Consider the following 19,674-nt stretch of genomic DNA (forward strand, 5'->3'; position numbering starts at 1 on the left):
ATGCTATCTTATTAGTTTTATATTTTTCAGGAAAATTCTACCAACCCGGATTCTGAACCAAGCCACGTCCACGGTCAATCTCTGTCTGAGCAATCGGGTACAAATACATCTTATTATCCCAATATCTGGTCTGCAACAACTTGCGTTCATAGAAACCTTCAAAAGCAAATCCTTGTCCCTGATCGTCAGCAAGTACATTCATACGATAAATCTTGCGATTCTCTTCTTTCTCATAAAGTAACCGGCGCGCAAGCGTCCAGAAACGGTCGCCTTCAAATGCCAGTTCAATCTGACGTTCGCGAAGAATCCATTCACGCATTTTTTCTTTATCACCCAAATCCTGAGGATAGGTAACCGTAATATTCGGAATACCGGCACGTTCACGAATCTCATTAAAATAAGTGATAATCTTGGGATCTTCCGGATTGTATTCGTTCATCGCTTCCATATAGTTCAATAATATTTCGGCATAACGAATATGAATATACGGGCGGTATACTGCCTGATCGTTACGGATACTGGAAGAGGTACTTACTTTCTTGGCTACATTATACCCGGTGAAGTCGGTCATCTGCGTTCCCGCTCCCGATGAACCGGAATAGTAATATTCAGCTCTTCCGAATCCATCTTTATTCTTGTCGGAAGAAAAATAATTGCGGTCGTCAACAGTTATGGCAGAGAGCACCGGACGTCCGTTATAATGTACGGAAGCATAGAAACGAGGTTCACGATCAACGTACATATTCGATTCTCCTTTACGGTATCCCCGGTTAATCTCATTACGGACTTTTCCGTATTCGTCCGGATCATCTTTCTGCGCAAATCCTTCTTCCGAATAATTCTCGTCATCATTGATATCCAGTCCGTCACGAGTCAAAAAAGCATCTACGATATTCTGCGTTGCATTCTGCATGCTATATCCGCCATTCTTCGGGTTACAACGTTTATCATATCCCCACTGCCAGTCTCCAGATTTATGAGTAGCAAATATAACTTCAGCATGATTGCCGGACATGAACAGTTCGCGGAAAGACAGATACGGGTCAAATTCTCTATCACCGCTTTCTGTATTGTGATAAAGATGATAAATGCCTAGATCAATCACATCTTCGGCGGCTTCAGCAGCAATTCGCCACTTTTCCTGATCTTTGGTCTGTGGTGCCAACAATTCTCCGTCCTTATTCTTGAAATCCTTGAAACGGGGATTTCCATTCCAGAGTTCACTGGCTGCCAACAAACGAGCTTGTGAAATCACCGCCAAAGCAGCCCCCCTCGTAGGACGTCCCAGATAAGCTGTTGAGGTCCATACATCCGGCAGTACATTCAATGTTGATTCCATCAAGCCACAGACATACTCCACACATTCGTCAAATGGACGGCGAACATAATTATTGAAATCTTCGTCTTGCTCGGCAGGTTTCTCGAAAATAACAAACGGTCCATACAGACGCAACAGATTCCAATAGAACCAACCACGCAAGAAACGTGATTCCGCCTTATACTGAGTCTTCAAATCAGTACTTAACACACCTTCCGGAACACGGTCGATGTTTTGCTCGAATACAAGCGCTTTCTGAATACCTCGATAAGCAGCACTCCATTTATTATCACCCAATGTATTGGAAGGTCCCCAGTTGCCTTCTACCATATTACGGACATTCGTATTAGAAAAGACACAGGAGGTTTCATCAGCAAAACCGAACACAACCGGATCATCAGTAGACAGCCAAATATATCCGTAAATGTTATATAAATAAGCTTCCGCCTCCACACGGGTTTCCCAAATCATATCCGTAGTTTTCAGGTTCTCCGGTTTCTGGTCCAAATAATCACAAGAAGAGACTCCTATAATGCCGGCGGACAACAGCCCGACAGCCAATATACGGCTAAATATTTTTTTCATTGTTTTCATTGCTTTATTAGATTAAAACGAAACTCTCATTCCCAATGTCACCATACGCGATAACGGATACTTTGCCCCATTAGAACCAAGTTCCGGATCCCATAACTTGAATTTAGAGAATGTCAGCAAGTTTTGTCCGGACAGATAGAAATAAAGGTATTCTATTCCTTTATCCATTAGTTTCTTGTTCTCAAGCGTATATCCGAGCGAGGCTTGTTTCAAACGTAGATAACTGCCATCTTTCAACCAATGCGTACTATTCACATAGTTGTTGTCATTTGTTGTTGCATTAGCTGTCATACGCGGATACCATGCATCTGCACGAGGATTGTCCGCCGTCCAGCGATCTAATGCTTTGGTGATGACATTGCTGGGATTCAGTCCCATGCCGGTGAAAGGTACAATACCGACTCCACTTGCTCCCCAGTCACCGTTGCCGGTATCAATAGAACCACCATTGGCCATAATAGATACATCCGACACTCCCTGGAAGAAGAGAGCCAAGTCAAAGTTATGATAGTTGATATTAAAGCCCATACCGTATGACCAAGAAGGGAACCAGGACTTGCCCAAATAACATTGGTCATTAGCGTCAATCACACCATCATCGTTCAAGTCTTTATACTTGATGTCACCAGGTGCCAGTTCACGCATCTGTCTCGGACTCTTTTTGATTTCTTCCTCACTCTGGAAATAACCTTCGGCTATATATCCATAGAACTCGCCATAACGGGTACCTTCACTCTTTTGATAAGCGTATTGCATAGCCGGTTCGTCACGGAACACAATCTTATTCTTGCTATAAGTCAGATTACCAAATAAACGCAACCCTACTTTGTTACCGATACGGGTCTGGTATTCCAAATTCGCATCTACTCCTTTATTATCCATTTCACCCATATTGGCATAGATAGAGGCGTCAAAGCCTGCCATGCTCGGCAAAGAAGAACGTTGAATCAGAATATCCTTACGTCTTTCCCAATAATAATCCAATGTCAAGTTCAATTTACCCCAAAGCATCATTTCCAAACCAATATTTGTCTTATAAGATTTCTCCCAAGTCAGTTTGTCCGACCCCAGCAGCGTCTCTCTAATACCGTATACGAGATTTCCGTTCGGTCCGAATCCATAGCTGTTTCCGCTTCCGAACTGAGTAAAATAAGCAAAACGGTCTCCTGTACCACCAATGTTATCATTACCTACGATACCATAAGAAGCACGCAATTTCAACAAGTCTACCGTACGAGTCATATTCTTGAAAAACGGTTCGTTTGAAATGACCCAACCCACAGAAGCAGCCGGGAAGAAACCGAAACGATGTCCGGGAGCAAAGTTCTCCGAACCGGTGTAAGAACCGTTCACCTCTGCTAAATAGCGTTCTTTATATCCGTAGCCGAAACGGGCAGCAATCGCCTGATTACGATATGGAATAGAAGCAATGGCACTTCCGGCAGTAGCAATCATACGGTTACGCATATTATAAAGCACCATTCCATTTACGTTATGATGACCGAAAGTGCGATCATATGAGATATTGGCTTCAGTATAAATAACTCTTTCTCCCGTATCGCTATGTTCATAATAAAGTTCATCAGAACCTTCCTTGATCGGTTTACCAAAGACAAGTTCTCCGTTTCCGTCACGCTGGTTGGTATACCATAAGTCTACCCCTCCGGTACGCTTATTATTGAATTCACTATAACTGTCAAAAGAGAAACGAGCATAAGCCGAAAGTCCTTTGGTTATGAAATCTAATTTTTGGTTGACGGTAAATACCGATTGCAAAGCCGGACGGAAAGTATCAGTGTACCCGCTGTTCTGCACTTCGTTCATCGGATTGGAACCAGCATTGGCCGGAGGACCTGCCCAACGCCCGTCCGGATAGCGAACAGGAAAAGCAACCGGTGAAGTTGAGAAAGCTTCATACCATAGTTTGTTAGAAGCGATACCCGGATAACGCGAATCTGTCATAATAGCCGACAGGTTCATCTGTAATAAAGTAGTTTTTGTAATGTTCACGTCTACGTTACTACGGAAATCATAACGCTTATAATTCAGGTTCGGGTCATACCCGTTTTCCTTCTTTACATTATATTGTCCTCCCTGGTTATAGAAAGAAGCGGACAAGTAGTATCGAACCAAGTCGCTACCACCACTAATATTCAGGTTGACATTAGATACAGATGAAACATTCTTATAAATCTTATCGATCCAATCCACATTCGGATATAAGTAAGGATCCAGTCCGCTCTCGGTTTTTAATATCTGTTCACGGGAATATACCTCACTCAATCCCGAATTTCGACGACTTTCATTATATAACATCATATAATCAACACCACTCAACATCTCCGGAACTTTAGTGAAGTTGGTAAAACCCGTTTCTGCCTTTATGGAGATTTTAGGCTTACCTACCGACCCGCGTTTAGTAGTAATAATCATCACACCGTTAGCACCTTTCGCACCATATACAGCAGTAGCAGAAGCATCTTTCAAGAGAGAGATACTAACGATATCTTCCGGGTCAATATTGTTGTAAGCACCTCCATAAGTGGAGTTCACATCGTCACGCTGCACACCGTCTACAATTACCAATGGAGATGTATTTCCCGTGAAAGTACCGATTCCACGAATTGTAAAGGTCGAGTTATCATATCCCGGTTCACCACTGGACTGTACGGAAATAATACCTGCAACCTTACCTTGCAAAGCATTGCTAAGATTGGCAACTGGAGTTTTCAGGCTTCCTATATTCACCGAAGCTACCGATCCGGTCATCGTCACTTTCTTCTGAGCACCGTATGCCACAACCACTACCTCTTCCAGACTGGAAGTAGCTTCTTCCAAAGAGACATTAATAGTAGTCTGATTGCCCACTTTGATATTCCTGGGTTCATATCCCATAAAACGGAATTCCAATTCTGACTGATTATCAGGAACTGTTATCATGTAAAATCCATCAATATCAGTAATTACACCAGTAGTAGCATTTGCCAATTTTACGCTCGCCCCCGGAATCGACTCACCGGTAGTAGTGGTGACATTACCTTTGATGGTACGTGACTTTTTTGTATTGACAGACTGTTCCTCTTTTGCCGGAAACAAAAGAATCTGTTTGCCCTGAATTTTCCAAGAAATTCCTTTTCCCTTAAAAGCCTGTTCTAAAGCAACATTAATTGATTGTTTATTAACGGATACAGTGATTCGCTGATTCGTTTTAAGTTGATTATCTTTGTAAAGAAATGAATAACCACTCTGGGTCTGAACCGCTTCTACAAACTGTTTCAGCGTAACATTTTTCATATTCAGAGTCAACAAATCTGATTGTTGTGCCTGCGCCTGGAGCGATATAAAAAACAGTAGAAATAATATTTGCCAGGTACAAAGTCTTAGCTTCCCCAAAAAGGATAGAGGTAAAATAAAACCTCTCATTCCTTTTGGGATTGAAATATTTTTCATAAATTTGCAATTTAAAATTAATAATTGGTAGAGTTAATTTTAATCTGGATAGGATTGGAAAACGGGAATTTTCCGATCCTTTTTCTTTTTCAAGTTGTGTTCATCATCTTTCTTTTTAGGATTAGCATTTTTTAGTTTATCATAATATTAGGCTGCCTATTTCTTTTTTTATTTCGGAGTCACCAAATAGGTTCCATCCGGTTGCTGTTGATAATGAATGGGAGTAATCAAATCAATCGTCTCAAAAATATTCTCCAGAGATTGGTCTATGTCAAAACGCCCTGAGAATATTTCTGCTTTCAATTCCTCACCTTCAATACGAATCTCCGTATGATAACGTTTACTCAACATAAACATTACATTTTCCATTTTTTGAGATTCAATATTCATATATTTATCTTTCCACGTAGTATAGAGTTGAAGGTCGACATGGCGGACCTCAATACCGGATTGCCGGCTGACACGCCCCATTTCCCCGGGTCGTAAGATTACTCCGTCTTCTGCCTTGTTGCGCTCGTTCAACTTTACCGAACCGGATTCCAAGACTACTTCTGCCATATTATCCTCTTCCGATACTCTTACGTCAAAACGGGTTCCGAGCACCTTTACTTCTACAAGCTCCGTAACGACCTGAAATGTTCTTCCATTGTCTTTTTTCACATCAAAGAAGGCTTCACCGTCCAAGTACACTTCCCGATTACGTGCAGATAACTTATCAGGGTATTTCAAGCTCGAACCACCCCCCAGCCAAACCTTAGAGTTATCGGGAAGCGTGAACAGCAAGGCTTCTTTTCCTTGGTTCATCACAATCAGCATATCCGGTTTAGCCCAAAGCTGATAACCCAATACACCACCCAACACACATAGGACAGCAATACTGGCTGCCACGGCACAACGACGGATAATCAACTTCAATCGTGGCTTTCTGTTTGCTTTCATACCGGATTCTACCTTGCTCCAAGTACGGTTCATTACTTCTTCCACTTGCCGTGTATCCATATTCACCAATGAGTCATCCACCAGCTGAGAAGCACGCTGCAAAGAAGTATCTTCTTTTAACATCTGCTCCAGTGCCTCTGCTTCCTCTTTACTTAAAGAATGATCAGTTCTTTTAGCAAGCAAGTCCCATATACTACTATTCTCTTTCATCTTTTTACAAATATTATTAAGCGCTTCTATATATAAAGACAGAAATAAAACTCAAAATACGTAGTTGAAATCAAATAAAAAGTTACTTTTGCAAATAAATATTGTTAATAGACGCTTCTACATTATAATTTTTTATTGTAAAAACCTTATAATCAAATTCTTGAATATGCCACATAAAGAGGATGACATTAGTTATCTATTAAGTCAAATTAGTGAGGGTAACTCCTCCTGCTTTGAAAAAATGTACAAGCGGTACTTCAAAAAATGCTATTCTATTGCATTATATTTCGTTCAGTCCACTTCTTCGGCCGAAGATGTACTGTCCGACGTCTTTCTCACTCTATGGCATAAACGTGAGAACTTGAAGGATGTGAAAGATTGGGATTCTTACTTATTTATAACAACCAAGAATCATGCTATCACATTTTTGGAGAAAAACCGTCAGGATAACTTAAGTTCTATTGACCAAATCATCATAGAGATACCGGGAAACGACCTCACGCCGGAAGAAAAGTTACTCAAGAAAGATATGGAAGAATGTATGCAGCAAGCTATCCGGCAACTGCCTGAGAAAACCAGAATTGTTTATTGTATGGCAAAAGAAGACCACATGAGCTATAAACAAATCAGTGAAGCGCTGGATATATCCGAAAGGACTGTCAATACACACATGACTACAGCTATTCGCAGACTGACGGAAAACCTGCAAAAATACTTTAGATAAATTCGGCCAACTATAATAAGGAAGCTATCAAACTAAAAAATCATCACTAAAAAAGGGAGACTTTACGCCCCCCCCTTTCCGGTTACTATAAAATCATTCTGGATAATATTTGCTCTATTTCAGCTAACTCTTCGGACGTAAACTCCAAATGCTCCAATGCTTTCAGGTTATCAGCCAACTGATTCACGGAACTAGCTCCTACTATCACCGACGTCATTCGTTCATCTCTCAGTACCCATGCCAACGCCATTTCAGCCAACGTCTGCCCACGGCGATGGGCTATTTCATTCAGTTGCCGGGCAGCTTCTATTTTCTCCGGTGTCACCTGCGAGCGTTGCAGGAAACCGGAAGAACGGGCAGCCCGCGAATGTTCCGGGATACCATTCAGGTATTTGTCCGTCAATAATCCCTGCGCCAAAGGAGAGAAGGCGATAAAACCGGAACCGGATGCTGCAGCAAATGGAAGGATTTCGGCCTCAACCGCCCGATCGAACATACTATACCGGTATTGGCTAATCAGACAGGGAACACCGGCCTTCGCCAACATTTCATAAGCAATACGTGCTTGTTCGGGAGGATACTTGGATATTCCGATATAAAGAGCCTTACCTCGCTTCACGATATCAATCAATGCCTGAATCGTTTCTTCCACCGGAGTGACTCCGTCATAACGATGAGTATAAAAGATATCGAAATACTCCAATCCTGTACGACGGAGACTTTGATCAATACTTGCCATCAGATTTTTACGGGAACTGTTACCGCCATAAGGTCCTGCCCACATTTCATGTCCGGCTTTGGAAGAGATAATCATTTCATCGCGATACCCCTGAAAGTTCTCTCTTAGAATCCGCCCGAAGTTTGTTTCGGCACTTCCGGGAACAGGACCGTAGTTGTTTGCCAAATCGAAATGAGTAATACCGTGATCGAAAGCATACTTTATCATATCGGTTGCCATGGTGAAGTCATCTACACTGCCGAAGTTATGCCATAATCCTAAAGAAATAAGAGGTAGTTTCAGACCACTCCGACCACAATATTTATACTGCATCCGTTCGTAACGTTCGGTTGCCGGCTGATAAGCGAATGAATTATCCATAAGATTCACGATTTATCTTTCCTATTACAAAAATCAATTTTTCTTCTACAAAGAAAGGGAAAAAAGCCTGCATAAACAAGAATCGGGAAATATACTTCATATTATTGAAATACATTTCCCGACATAATTAAACAACACTAAAATCTTCAAAACTGGAAATAAATGAACGGCTGAATCTCCGAGCTTTTCATTTGAATAACTACATAAATCAACACTACCAACATCAATGCCTTTCCCACAAACGGCAGGCGAATAACACCTCGACAGACTGCATCCTCCCAACTATCAGGAGCAAAATGAAGCAGGAATCCGAGTAACATTAATGCAAAGACTTTCCAATAACCTTCCAGCAGTTGCGGGAATAGTTGCGGACGGAAGGTAGTAACTATCTGTTTTAACATATCCATTGAATTTTGGAAATCTGCATTACGGAAGAAGATCCAGCAGAAACAAACAAAATGGAAGGTAATAATCACCCCGAAGACACGACGCCAGCCATGACTCTGTTCTCCTTTCTTACGTCCGGTGATTGACATCCACATTTTATGCAAAGCCAGAGCAATGCCATGAAATGTTCCCCAAAGAACGAAGTTCCAGGAAGCCCCATGCCATAATCCACCCAAAAACATGGTGATTATCAGGTTCAGATACTGACGGAATTTTCCTTTTCGGTTGCCTCCCAATGATATATACAAATAGTCTTTCAGCCAACTGGATAAAGAGATATGCCAGCGACGCCAAAATTCTGTAATGGAGGCCGACTTATAAGGAGAATTAAAGTTCAGATTGAAATGAAATCCCAGCAATAAGGCAATGCCGATAGCCATGTCACTATATCCTGAGAAGTCACAATAGATTTGTAAGGCATATCCATACACTCCCATAAGGTTCTCAACGCCCGAGTAGAGCGTCGGATTATCGAAAATACGTTCTACAAAGTTGACACTGATATAATCGGAGATGATTGCTTTCTTAAACAAACCGGAGAAAATCAGGAAGATTCCCCGTCCGAACATTTCCTGCGACACAAAGAGGGGTTTCCGGATTTGGGGAATAAAATCGCGGGCACGAACGATAGGTCCTGCTACCAATTGCGGAAAGAAAGACACATAGAAGGCATAGTCCAACAGACTTGTCAATGGTTTTATATCTTTCCGATAAACGTCGATCGTATAACTCAACGACTGGAAAGTAAAGAATGAGATCCCTACAGGCAGGAATATATCAAGTGCCGTAAACTCCCCTCCCATAAGGGAAGCAATCACTCCGCCCAGGAAATTCGTATATTTGAAATAAGCGAGAAGTCCCAGATTGACACTAAGACTCAAAACTACCAGCCCTTTACGCTTCCAATAGCCTTCGGCACGCGCCATGAGCTGCGCCAAAAAGAAATCGCAAACCGTGACAAGAGCAAGCAGGAAGAAGTAGGTGCCGCTACTCTTATAATAGAAGTAATAAGAAAAGAGGGTGACAAACAGGATGCGGGCAGTGTGTTTATGCTGCAACAGCACATACACCACCAGGAAAGCGGTAAACAACCAAAGGAAGATGCCGCTACTGAATATCATCGGTGCCTGCGGGTCATAAGTAAGCACCTCTTTGATCCGGCTGAAATCTATATCAATGGGAAACATAGTCATTATAAGCGTTGATTAAGGCCTGGTATAATAAATTTCCTTGCAGGATATATCCCTCGGGCAGATAATGCACGTGATCGGGACGCATCAGTTTGGCTTCCGTCCAGTTGACACAAGCACGACGTTTACCACCCACTACATCGTACATATCCCATACCAGCAGACGGTGTTCTTTGGCATAACGCCGAATGGTTTCGGACGCTGTTGCCGTGCGGGGATTGACAGCGTAAGTGCGGCGTCTCCGCCGTTGCCGGAAACTTTCGTAAGAACCGGGAGGGGTAGTCAGTAAAATAGATACGTTAGGAAGGCTATCCTGCAATAATTTAACAAGTTCGTCCATTTGGTTATAATGTACATTGACATTATAGCGCCGGTTGTGACTCTCGTTTGTGCCGAAAGAGAGAATCAACAGTTCGGGTTTCAGGGCGGCAATCTCGGCGATACGGTCCGGATGAGTAAAAGTAAGGCAAGTAGCACCGTTCACTCCCTTGTCTATGTAGGAGACTGCTCCGAATGTTTCTATCAATCGGGCACCCGTAGTCTGCGGATAGATATGTCCACGCACATGGCTATCGCCGATATGAACAATACGGACCGTATCTTCCGACAATCCGGCACGCACCTGGCGGAGCCGTTCAAATACGGGAGTCAATAAAGCAATGCTGTCGACAATCTCATTTCTTCCCATTCCGCGGAAAGCGGCAGGGAAAGAAAACTGTACAGAGATAGTATCATTCGCCCAGTTCATCTCCCTCAAGGGTTTGATTGTTTTCTGTTTCTTTCCGGGAGGGGGGCAGGCGGGAATCCGGTCTTGTGCCGCCAACTCCGAAAGAGAGAAGGGGGCGCCCAATATTCCTATAAGCGTAAGGATGAGAATGAAACCGGGCAGGTGTTTACTCTTTCTCATAAGCACGCCTCCTGTCGTATTGTTCCTTACCGTATATCAATGTCTCATATAGCAATCCCGCCAGATGTTTGCCACCACGGAAGTTGATATGTGTATAATCGTAGTTCGCCATTGAAGGTTTGGCGTGTACCAGTTTCGCCATACTTCCCTCTCCTCCCATAGCCTCAAACATATTCCAGAAAGCGATACCACTTTCAGCAGCAATATTCTGCTGATAACGAATCAAGTTCTTTACTCCCGGCATAGTACGGAGGTCACCGGTTTCGGTTTTATAGTCCCGGTCGCCGACACTCAGCAATAAAATTCCCGCTTGCGGGAAACACTTTTTCAAATGGTTGATAGCCGTAAGTAATCCCTTTTGATAGTTGTCATAGTTCCGGCCACGCTCGGTAGCTACATTCAATCCATATTCAAGAATGATCAAATCATAAGGACGTTGCTCGTTGAACTGCCTCAACATCTGCTTCGGAATGCCACGCAAGGACAAACCCGAACTGCCGCGCAGCGAGAAGTTATCGAGAATGATTCCCTGCTTTCCGTCCATTGCCAATCCATAGAAAAGAGTAGAATCTGCACGGTCCACCGACCAGCGTATGGAACCGATACGCCCGTTCACCTGTATTTTTTGCAGATGGCCGGAAGCACCTAAAGAATAGCTCCGGCTTTCTCCCCGGTTCACACGGGCGGAGAGTTGCACGGAATCTCTGTTATAGAAGAAGATAGAAGCCTGTTGGCAGGTATCAAGCAGAGAAGCGTATTTATTCTGTCCCCGCAACTCAACATACGCCCCGCTACGAGGAATAAAATAATGGCCGGAGATGCCTTGTTTCTTCCGGTCGAAGTATACCGTATCCATTACCGAATGACTGGACCAACCGCCGAATGTATGCCGCACCGTAGGACGGTAACCGCTTGTCATGGAAGTAATTGTAACGAAACCTACCCCGCAGCCTCCGAAACGTTTTTGGAACATTTCACGTAAGTCAGCTGTCATAATATCCGCTTCTATAAAAGAATCACCGAATACAGCGATACGGACAAGTTTATCATCCGCATCAGAATCAGAAGAAGAAGATGAAAGGCGGTCGAGGGCTTCATAAAAAGGAGCCATACCGCGCTGGGTAGAGTCACTATAATCTTCGATGCAAGTCATGCCGGCACGGCAGGTATCCACAAAAGCCGGTTTTATGACAGGAGGCAAGGGAATGCTGTCCGAGTCGGCTACTGCCGTTTCCGGTTCCGGATAACGGAGGTCACCCAGGATATCGACGCGCCTCATCGTGTGTCCGTCGATCGTTATAGCCGGAAGCCAATGAAGCCCGAATAAGGCGACAAACACAGTCAGCACAAGCCATAACGAATATTTCAAATAATTCTTTATAATCTCCATTTCACCAATAGATATAAGCACCTTTTTTAGTCCTTGGCCTTACCTGATGCCGAGAGAGGCTCATCGGCGCCGGAGCACAAGCTCAACGGTGCTTTGACATTTTCAGGCTGCAAAGATAGAGAAAAGCAAGAAAAAAGAAGGGAGAATCTACATTATTTATGAGATTCTCCCTCTTAGTTATTTATTTACCGGACAATTATCAGATCGTCCGTTCAATATTCCATACAAATGCACGTAATCCCAACTGTTCAGTCTGCAAATCCATTTTGTGCAGTGTATCCAACAACGGGTCTACTTTACTGTCATCGACCACCGTAAGGATAGCCGAACACATACTAGGCCATGCATGGCTTCCAAAATGCGGGTCACCAGTCTTGGAGCCACGTCCCTGTACCTTTTCGAGGTAAGTAAATCCGCGGCAACCCAAACGGTCGAGCAACGCCATGATTCGTTCGTAATAAGCCTGGTCGAATGTTATTAATACTGATTTCATATTTTTTTCCTGTTATTTCTTTATAATTTCATCTTTGTGGTCCTGGAAGTAAACATCTAATTCGCGTTGACGACGAAGTTTACGACGACGGTTCTTGATACCTGTTCCTGCAAATACGCAATACAAGGTCGGAATCAGAACCAAGGTCAATACGGTAGATACCGTCAAACCACCGATTACGGCGATTGCCATCGGACTCCACATTTCGGAACCCTGTCCGCCGCCGATAGCCATAGGGATCATACCCAAAACGGTTGTCGCAGTAGTCATCAATACCGGACGGAGACGACTCTTACCAGATGTCACCACAGAGTTTATCACCGCCATGCCTCGCTCTCGACAGAGAGTAATGTAGTCAATGAGCACGATACCGTTCTTCACCACAATACCAATCAACATGATTCCTCCCAACAAACTCATTACACTCAACGTACTGCCCGTGAAGAACAATGCCATTAAGACACCACTAAACGCAAACGGCAAAGAGAACATGATAATGAACGGATAAGTCAATGATTCGAACTGTGCCGCCATTACGATAAATACAAGGATAACAATCAGGATACCGAGTGTACCCAAATCGCGGAACGAATCCTGCTGATCTTCGTACGACCCGGAAATCTGAATCGTCACTTCACCCGGAAGGTCCATTTTATCAATCACCTTGTTACCGGCAGCAACTACATCTCCCAACGGAGCACCGGAGATTACGGCAGAAACAGTCACAATACGTTCACGGTCTTTACGTTCAATGGTAGGAGGCGCAAAACGTTCGACTACCTTTCCGACATCTTTCACACGAACAGATTGTCCCTGTGCATTGTAAATAAGGATATTCTCCAGACTCTCCAAACTTGTACGGAATTCCGGAGCATAACGCACCTTGATATCATATTCATCCCCATCTTCACGGTATTTGGAAGCAACTGCACCGTTGATACGATTACGCAAATAGTTACCGGCTGTCGCAAGGTTCAACCCATGCATAGCCAGTTTCTCACGGTCGAAGTCAACCTGATATTCCGGCTGGTAATCGCTACGGCTGATGTTAACTTCAGTCACGCCCTTCACTTTCAGCAGTTCGCGTTTCAAACGGGCTGCCACACTATCGGTCACCGTCATATCATATCCGTATACCTCAAAGTCGGCACTTGCCTGAGCAGACATACCTGTATTACTACCTCCAAGGATTACCTGAGCCTTACTGAACTCCGGATATCCTTTCAAGTCTTCACGCATTTCATCGCAGACTGCCTCCAGGGTAATGTCACGATCGCCCGGGTCCACCAAACTGATGTTGAAAGATATAATGTGGGAACCGTTGTCCTGCATGGAAGCCCATGTATTATCGGAGTCAGCCTGACCAACTGTATAGTTACATACTTTCATAATATCCTTATACTTGGTCATCCACTGATTCGTCAGTTTCTCCGAAAGTTCCTGCGCTATCTCTTTACGCGTACCAATCGGCAACTCAAGCTGTACGGCAATACGGGCATTATCCTGTGCGGGGAAGAATTCCGTACCGATCCCCTTTGCACACAGCAAGCTGACAATGAAGAAAGCAATACATCCCACGATAACAATGGGACGATGACGAACCGCCCAGTTCAACATCTTTGCATACCAAGTATCGAGTGCGTCCAGCGCCTTCTCTATCGGAGTGAAAAAGAGTTTGAACATCTTCGACGGTTTCTTCTGTAAACGGAGCAACTGCGAACAGAGCATCGGCGTCAATGACAATGCCGCCACGGTGGAAATAAACATGATCGCACACATCATCCAACCCAACTGTTTGAAAAGTACACCGGACATACCGCTTACCATTGTCAAAGGGAAGAACACGGCAATCATTGTCAACGTAGAAGCGATTACGGAAATAGCCACCTCATTCGTACCGTGCACAGCCGCCTGTTTCGGATCGGAACCACGCTCAATATGCGTTGTCACGTTTTCGAGTACCACAATCGCATCATCCACCACCATACCGATAGCAATAGAAAGGGACGAAAGCGAGATAATATTAATCGTATTCCCGGAAATAGCCAGATAAATAAAGGAGGCAATCAACGAAAGCGGAATCGTGATACAGATAATCAAGGTTGCACGCCAGCGTCCCAGGAAAAGGAACACGACAATGACAACGAACAGCAAAGCATACATTACGGTTTCCGCCAAACTATCAATCGTGTTCAAGATATTGTCAGACGTATCGACAATCACTCCCAGCTTCACGTCACTCGGCAAGTTTTTCTGCAAACGGGGAAGTGCCTCTTCTACCTTGCGGGAAATTTCTACCGAATTGGCACCCGATTGTTTCTGAACAACAATCATAGCTCCCTGCACACCGTTGTTATAGGTTTCCTGCGCACGCTCCTCTACTGTATCGACGATACGGGCAACGTCACGTAGAAAGATATTGGCTCCATTATGCGTGCCAACCACTACATCTGCCAACTGGCGGGAATCATCAAACTCTCCTTCTACACGCAACGAATATGTCTCGCTACCGATATCGAAGTTACCCCCGGGAATGTTCTTATTTTCAGCCCCGATAATGGAACTGATCGTTTCGATACTCAAGTTGTATGCTTCCAGTTTATTGGGGTCACAGTATACTTGGATCTCACGCTGAGGTGCACCACTGATAGATACTGTACCCACACCGGGAATACGTGCCAAGGGATTCACCACGCGGTCGTCCAGAATTTTATAAAGTGCCGACTGGCTCTCTTTCGCCTGGACGGAAAGCAGTACGATAGGAATCATATCCGTACTGAACTTGAAGATAATCGGATTCTCGACATCGTCGGGAAGCTGTGAACTTACCATGTCAAGCTTGTCACGTACATCATTCGTCAGGACGTCTATATCATTACCAAACTCGAACTCCAGTGTTATCAATGACATATTCTCTGAAGAACGGGAGGTAATATGTTTCAGGTTGCTCACCGCGTTCAACGTATTTTCCAACGGGCGAGTCACATTATTTTCTATATCCGAGGCACTTGCCCCCGGATAAGCAGTCATTACCATGATTGTATTCGTATCAATATCCGGATACAAGTCGATAGGTAACTTGGACAAAGAGAAAAGGCCAAAGATCACCACTGCCAGAAAGCAGAGGGAGGTCATAATCGGTTTCTTAACCGCACCTTCGTATAAACTCATATATTATAATGTGTTAAGGTGATAAGGTATTATTTTTCTACTTCTACTTCCACGCCATTCGCCAAACGTGCCTGACCGGCAACGACTACCTGCGAATTATTGGGCACACCGGATTTCAACTCATACTCCGTTCCCATACGTCTACCCAGCTCTACCTTATTATAAGATACTTTGCCGTCTTTGTAAACATACACATAACGGTCACCTGAACCGGCTTGCTTCACGATAGCAAGATCGGGAACAACGACATTGTCGGCCGTACCGAAGTTTAGCGTTGCACGGGCAAACATTCCCGGACGAACACGCTGATCTCTGTTGTCCAGCTTGATCTCTATCGGGAAAGTACGGGTTGCAGCGTCGATAGTCGGATAAATCAGATTAATGGTACCTTTAAATATCTCGTCACCGTATACATCCAGTTTTACATCTACCGGCTCACCTTTCTTCACTTGCGTGAAGTAGCTCTCAGATACATTAATCATGAGTTTCACCGGAGTGATCTGTTCTACTACCAGCACAGGATTTCCACCGCTATACATATCTCCGTTGTCATAGTTGCGGGCTGTGACAACCCCATTAATAGGACTTACTAAAGAAGTGTTTTCCAACAGATTCTTATAGGCTGTGCGCTGTACGTCGAGCTGCATTTTCGAAGCATCCCATTCTGATTTGGATGCACCGCCGACCTTGTACAGTTCGTCCATACGGTTGAATTCTATTTCCTGATTGTCCAGTTGCAATTTTGTCTGTTTCAGATTGGCTGCGTCCATTTGTACCAATTTCTGACCTTTGGATACACGGTCGCCCACTTCTACAAAAATCTGGTCGATACGCACAGGAGATGAAGGTGCGATGTTGTTCTTCGCTTCCGCCTCTACTGTTGCCGTATATTCCTGAATCTGGTCTACGGGACGGGCTTTCACATCGGCCACCTTTACTTTGGGCTTCTCAACCACGTGTTCCGTAGCAGCTTTATCTTTTCCACCCGTACATGAGCCCATAACCACGGTTAACAGCAGGGCTACTAATTGGATACTTTTTTTCATATTCCTTAGTTGTAATTTTTTTAGTTGTCTATCTTTATTCTTTTCCTAGCACCTTATCGAGATCTGCCTTAGCAATCAGATAATCATAAATGGATTGGTTATAAGTGAGTTGAGCCTGAGTCAGAGATACTTGCGAACTGTTCAGTTCGAGCACTGTACCCTTACCGACATCGTAGCGTTTGCCGGCAATCAGTACCGCCTTCTCAGCCTGCATCACGTTTTCCTTGTTACTGACCACCTGCTCAGAGCTGGCAGCCATGTTGTTGCGGTAACTTACGATTTCCATATTCAGTTTTCTTTCCGTGTCAATGCGGTTCCAATCGAGTTGGCGCATCTGGATACGGGCAAATTTTACTTTCGTAAAGTTGCTTGCTTTGTACAAAGGAATGCTCAAGTTGAACATCAGGCTGGAACTATTACTCCAATTATACTCGAAGAAGTTAATATTCGGGTTGTACAAGGACTGATAGTTATATGAGAAACTCATCGACAACGTAGGGATAAAACTTGATTTTGCGACCTTCAAGCTCTTCTCCAACATTTTCATGTTCAAGTCCAACTGCTTCATGGTAGTGTTATTCTCCAATCCGACTTCTTCATCCTTCAGTTGATTGGCAAATACAGCCGTTTCATAATTCGTCAGACTGTCTTCTGTTTTAAGTTCTACGTCGGCGGTAATTCCCATTAACACTTTCAACTGCAACTTTGCCAGAGTCACCCCATTGGCTGCTGAAATCACATTCGGCTTAATGCTGCGCATCTGTACCTCAGCACTGATCTTATCATATTCACTCACTGCGCCTTGCTCATATTTGGCATTGACGATGTTAAAGTTGTCTTCCGCCAGTTTGTAGCTTCCCAGAAGCACGTTGTAGCTATCTTGTGCAAGCATCAGTTGATAATAGGCTTTACTTACCTGATTCACCAAATCCAGTTTGGAAGCACGCGACTTCTCTACTGCCAGTTCGATATCCGTCTTTGTCATCGACATTGTCCGATAGACAGCCGGTGCAAACAAAGGCAGGTTAATGCTTAGTCCGGCATTGGCGGTGTTCGTTCCGTCCTGCCCCATTTTGAACGACATATCGTTCAGCTTCATTTCAGCCGCTTTAATCGTATGGTCCAGCGAACCAGCGATGCTTGCTTCAGGCAGCAGACTTTGCCACGCTTCTTTGCCGGCTACTTTTTTCAAAGCAATTTCTTCTGCCGCCACCTTCATCGTAGGATTCTCATCCAACGCAATTGTTAAGGCTTTGTCCAAGGTTAAGGTCAGTGTGTCCTTCGCCGCTTGTGCGTTTTGCGCTTTTGCAATGCCAAATGCGCAAAGTGCAACAGTTGCCAGAAGTATCTTCCTACCTGTCAGTCTCTTCATTCTGTTCATAAAACTAGTTTCTAATTGATCTTTTAGTTGTTTGTCTCCGGAACCTCATCGGTCGCTTATTCTATGCGGTTCCTACGATATTCTGATATAAAATCTTCCAGTACTTTCGCGCCTTTCTCCGTAGAGATGCCGCGTATATAGGTAAACATAATAGACTCATACACCTCTATAAAGGAATATTCGTTGCATACATCCGTATTCAACAGCACATCGAACTGCTCGCGTACCAGCAAATTGACGATTGCAAAGTTGACATCCGAACGGAAAATGCCTTGCTCCACTCCCAACATAAAAAAGGACATGGTTTTCTCCGAATCACTCTCGCTGCGCTCTTTCATCATATTATATACCTTCGGATACTTCTTGATGTCTTCAAAAAAACGCTTGTTCGTCTTATGAAACATCTCAATACTCTTTTGGAATACGGCAAGTATCACTTCCAACACATTGTGGGACTGCTCATAAACTTCCTGTAAATACCGGTCTCTTTCTGCCTGCACCGTCAGTATACAATCCTTCAGCAACGATTCCTTATCTACAAAAACTTCATAAAGCGTACGTTTGGAGATACCTAATGCTGCTGCAATATCATCCATCGTAATACTCTTAATGCCTTTTGTAGTAAAAGCCTCTGTTGCCGTTGCTATAATCCGTTCTTTCAACTCCGCCCGTTGGGAAGCGTCTTTTCCATGTTCTGTCATCGTTCGTTTTCTATTTCATTATAATCCAGTTTTCTGTTTTCCCTTGCATCGGGAGGAAAAACGGAACAAAGATATATAGAAAACTCAATTAAGAAATCAAGTTTCCATTTATTTGTAGCCCATTTGATAAATATTATCATTCGTTGGACAGAAATGAAAACAAGTGTTAAGAGGAAATACGGACCAAACACAGCACAAAGATAAAGAGGAAGGAGATGCGAGGTAAAGTTTTATCGGTATCGGAAGGGGTACACCCGACAAAAGCCGGATAAATGTCGATTAAAATCGACACTCATCCGGCAACAGCAGTCACCATTATTAACGATAAGGTGGAAAAGGGTCTGTTTATTGTCAGTATTCAAACTTTGTCCTTTTCAGAAAAGCGACTGTTTTATGTATTTCTTTGTACACCACGATATCATCTTTCACAAAAGGTACTTCTTTCCGGCAGGTATGGAGGAAATGCTCCAGAAGCGGTGACGTTTTCAACGGACGGCGGAAGTCGACACCTTGTGCGGCGTTCATCAGTTCAATGGCAAGGATAGGTTCGAGGTCGTCCATTACCTTATAGAAAATCATAGGAAATGGCAAGCGACAGGTCGTGGAAGTTACCG

General features: G+C 43.8%; 13 protein-coding genes and 1 pseudogene. 1 reads left to right on the plus strand and 13 read right to left on the minus strand.

Features of this window, described 5'->3' with window-relative positions; genetic code table 11:
- Positions 1–37: 37 nt before the first annotated feature.
- The 3 genes from CGC64_RS01560 to CGC64_RS01570 form a co-directional block, all read right to left on the minus strand.
- Positions 38–1,903: a RagB/SusD family nutrient uptake outer membrane protein gene (locus CGC64_RS01560; protein ID WP_005681698.1), complete on the minus strand. Its 1,866-nt coding sequence runs from the start codon at positions 1,901–1,903 to the stop codon at positions 38–40.
- 21 nt (positions 1,904–1,924) lie between these two features.
- Positions 1,925–5,206 (minus strand): TonB-dependent receptor, encoded by a 3,282-nt coding sequence (locus CGC64_RS01565; RefSeq protein ID WP_229093633.1) that lies wholly within the window; start codon positions 5,204–5,206, stop codon positions 1,925–1,927.
- 324 nt (positions 5,207–5,530) lie between these two features.
- Positions 5,531–6,511: a FecR family protein gene (locus tag CGC64_RS01570; RefSeq protein WP_005675468.1), complete on the minus strand. Its 981-nt coding sequence runs from the start codon at positions 6,509–6,511 to the stop codon at positions 5,531–5,533.
- Positions 6,512–6,677: 166 nt separating this feature from the next.
- Here CGC64_RS01570 and CGC64_RS01575 point away from each other — a divergent pair, with 166 nt between their 5' ends.
- Positions 6,678–7,235, plus strand: coding sequence for an RNA polymerase sigma factor (locus CGC64_RS01575; protein WP_005675467.1), 558 nt, complete (start codon positions 6,678–6,680; stop codon positions 7,233–7,235).
- 85 nt (positions 7,236–7,320) lie between these two features.
- On the opposite strand, the gene CGC64_RS01580 is transcribed toward CGC64_RS01575, so the two are convergent.
- From CGC64_RS01580 to CGC64_RS19045, 10 genes and pseudogenes are all read right to left on the minus strand, one after another.
- The gene (locus tag CGC64_RS01580; RefSeq protein ID WP_005675466.1) at positions 7,321–8,334 is read right to left on the minus strand and encodes an aldo/keto reductase; all 1,014 of its coding nucleotides are present in this window, start codon (positions 8,332–8,334) and stop codon (positions 7,321–7,323) included.
- A 146-nt stretch (positions 8,335–8,480) separates the two neighbouring features.
- A complete protein-coding gene (locus CGC64_RS01585; protein WP_032855011.1) occupies positions 8,481–9,968 on the minus strand; it encodes an MBOAT family O-acyltransferase in 1,488 nt (495 codons plus the stop codon).
- Positions 9,955–10,878 carry an SGNH/GDSL hydrolase family protein gene (locus tag CGC64_RS01590; protein WP_005675463.1) on the minus strand — a complete coding sequence of 308 codons (924 nt, stop codon included), beginning with the start codon at positions 10,876–10,878 and terminating at the stop codon, positions 9,955–9,957. Before CGC64_RS01590 ends, CGC64_RS01585 begins: the two co-directional genes overlap by 14 nt.
- Positions 10,865–12,268 (minus strand): SGNH/GDSL hydrolase family protein, encoded by a 1,404-nt coding sequence (locus CGC64_RS01595; RefSeq protein WP_005675460.1) that lies wholly within the window; start codon positions 12,266–12,268, stop codon positions 10,865–10,867. Before CGC64_RS01595 ends, CGC64_RS01590 begins: the two co-directional genes overlap by 14 nt.
- Positions 12,269–12,467: 199 nt before the next feature.
- A complete protein-coding gene (locus tag CGC64_RS01600; RefSeq protein WP_005675458.1) occupies positions 12,468–12,761 on the minus strand; it encodes a PG0541 family transporter-associated protein in 294 nt (97 codons plus the stop codon).
- 12 nt (positions 12,762–12,773) lie between these two features.
- The gene (locus CGC64_RS01605) at positions 12,774–15,932 is read right to left on the minus strand and encodes an efflux RND transporter permease subunit (protein WP_005675457.1); all 3,159 of its coding nucleotides are present in this window, start codon (positions 15,930–15,932) and stop codon (positions 12,774–12,776) included.
- A 29-nt stretch (positions 15,933–15,961) separates the two neighbouring features.
- Positions 15,962–16,978, minus strand: coding sequence for an efflux RND transporter periplasmic adaptor subunit (locus CGC64_RS01610; RefSeq protein WP_089421542.1), 1,017 nt, complete (start codon positions 16,976–16,978; stop codon positions 15,962–15,964).
- Between the two features lie 34 nt (positions 16,979–17,012).
- Positions 17,013–18,359 (minus strand): TolC family protein, encoded by a 1,347-nt coding sequence (locus CGC64_RS01615; RefSeq protein ID WP_005675455.1) that lies wholly within the window; start codon positions 18,357–18,359, stop codon positions 17,013–17,015.
- A gap of 56 nt (positions 18,360–18,415) precedes the next feature.
- Positions 18,416–19,060, minus strand: coding sequence for a TetR/AcrR family transcriptional regulator (locus CGC64_RS01620; RefSeq protein WP_005675454.1), 645 nt, complete (start codon positions 19,058–19,060; stop codon positions 18,416–18,418).
- A gap of 351 nt (positions 19,061–19,411) precedes the next feature.
- Positions 19,412–19,630: pseudogene (locus CGC64_RS19045) on the minus strand (hypothetical protein); the annotation flags it as partial.
- Between the last annotated feature and the right edge of the window lie 44 nt (positions 19,631–19,674).

The organism is Bacteroides caccae (assembly GCF_002222615.2).
GTDB classification, from domain to species: domain Bacteria; phylum Bacteroidota; class Bacteroidia; order Bacteroidales; family Bacteroidaceae; genus Bacteroides; species Bacteroides caccae.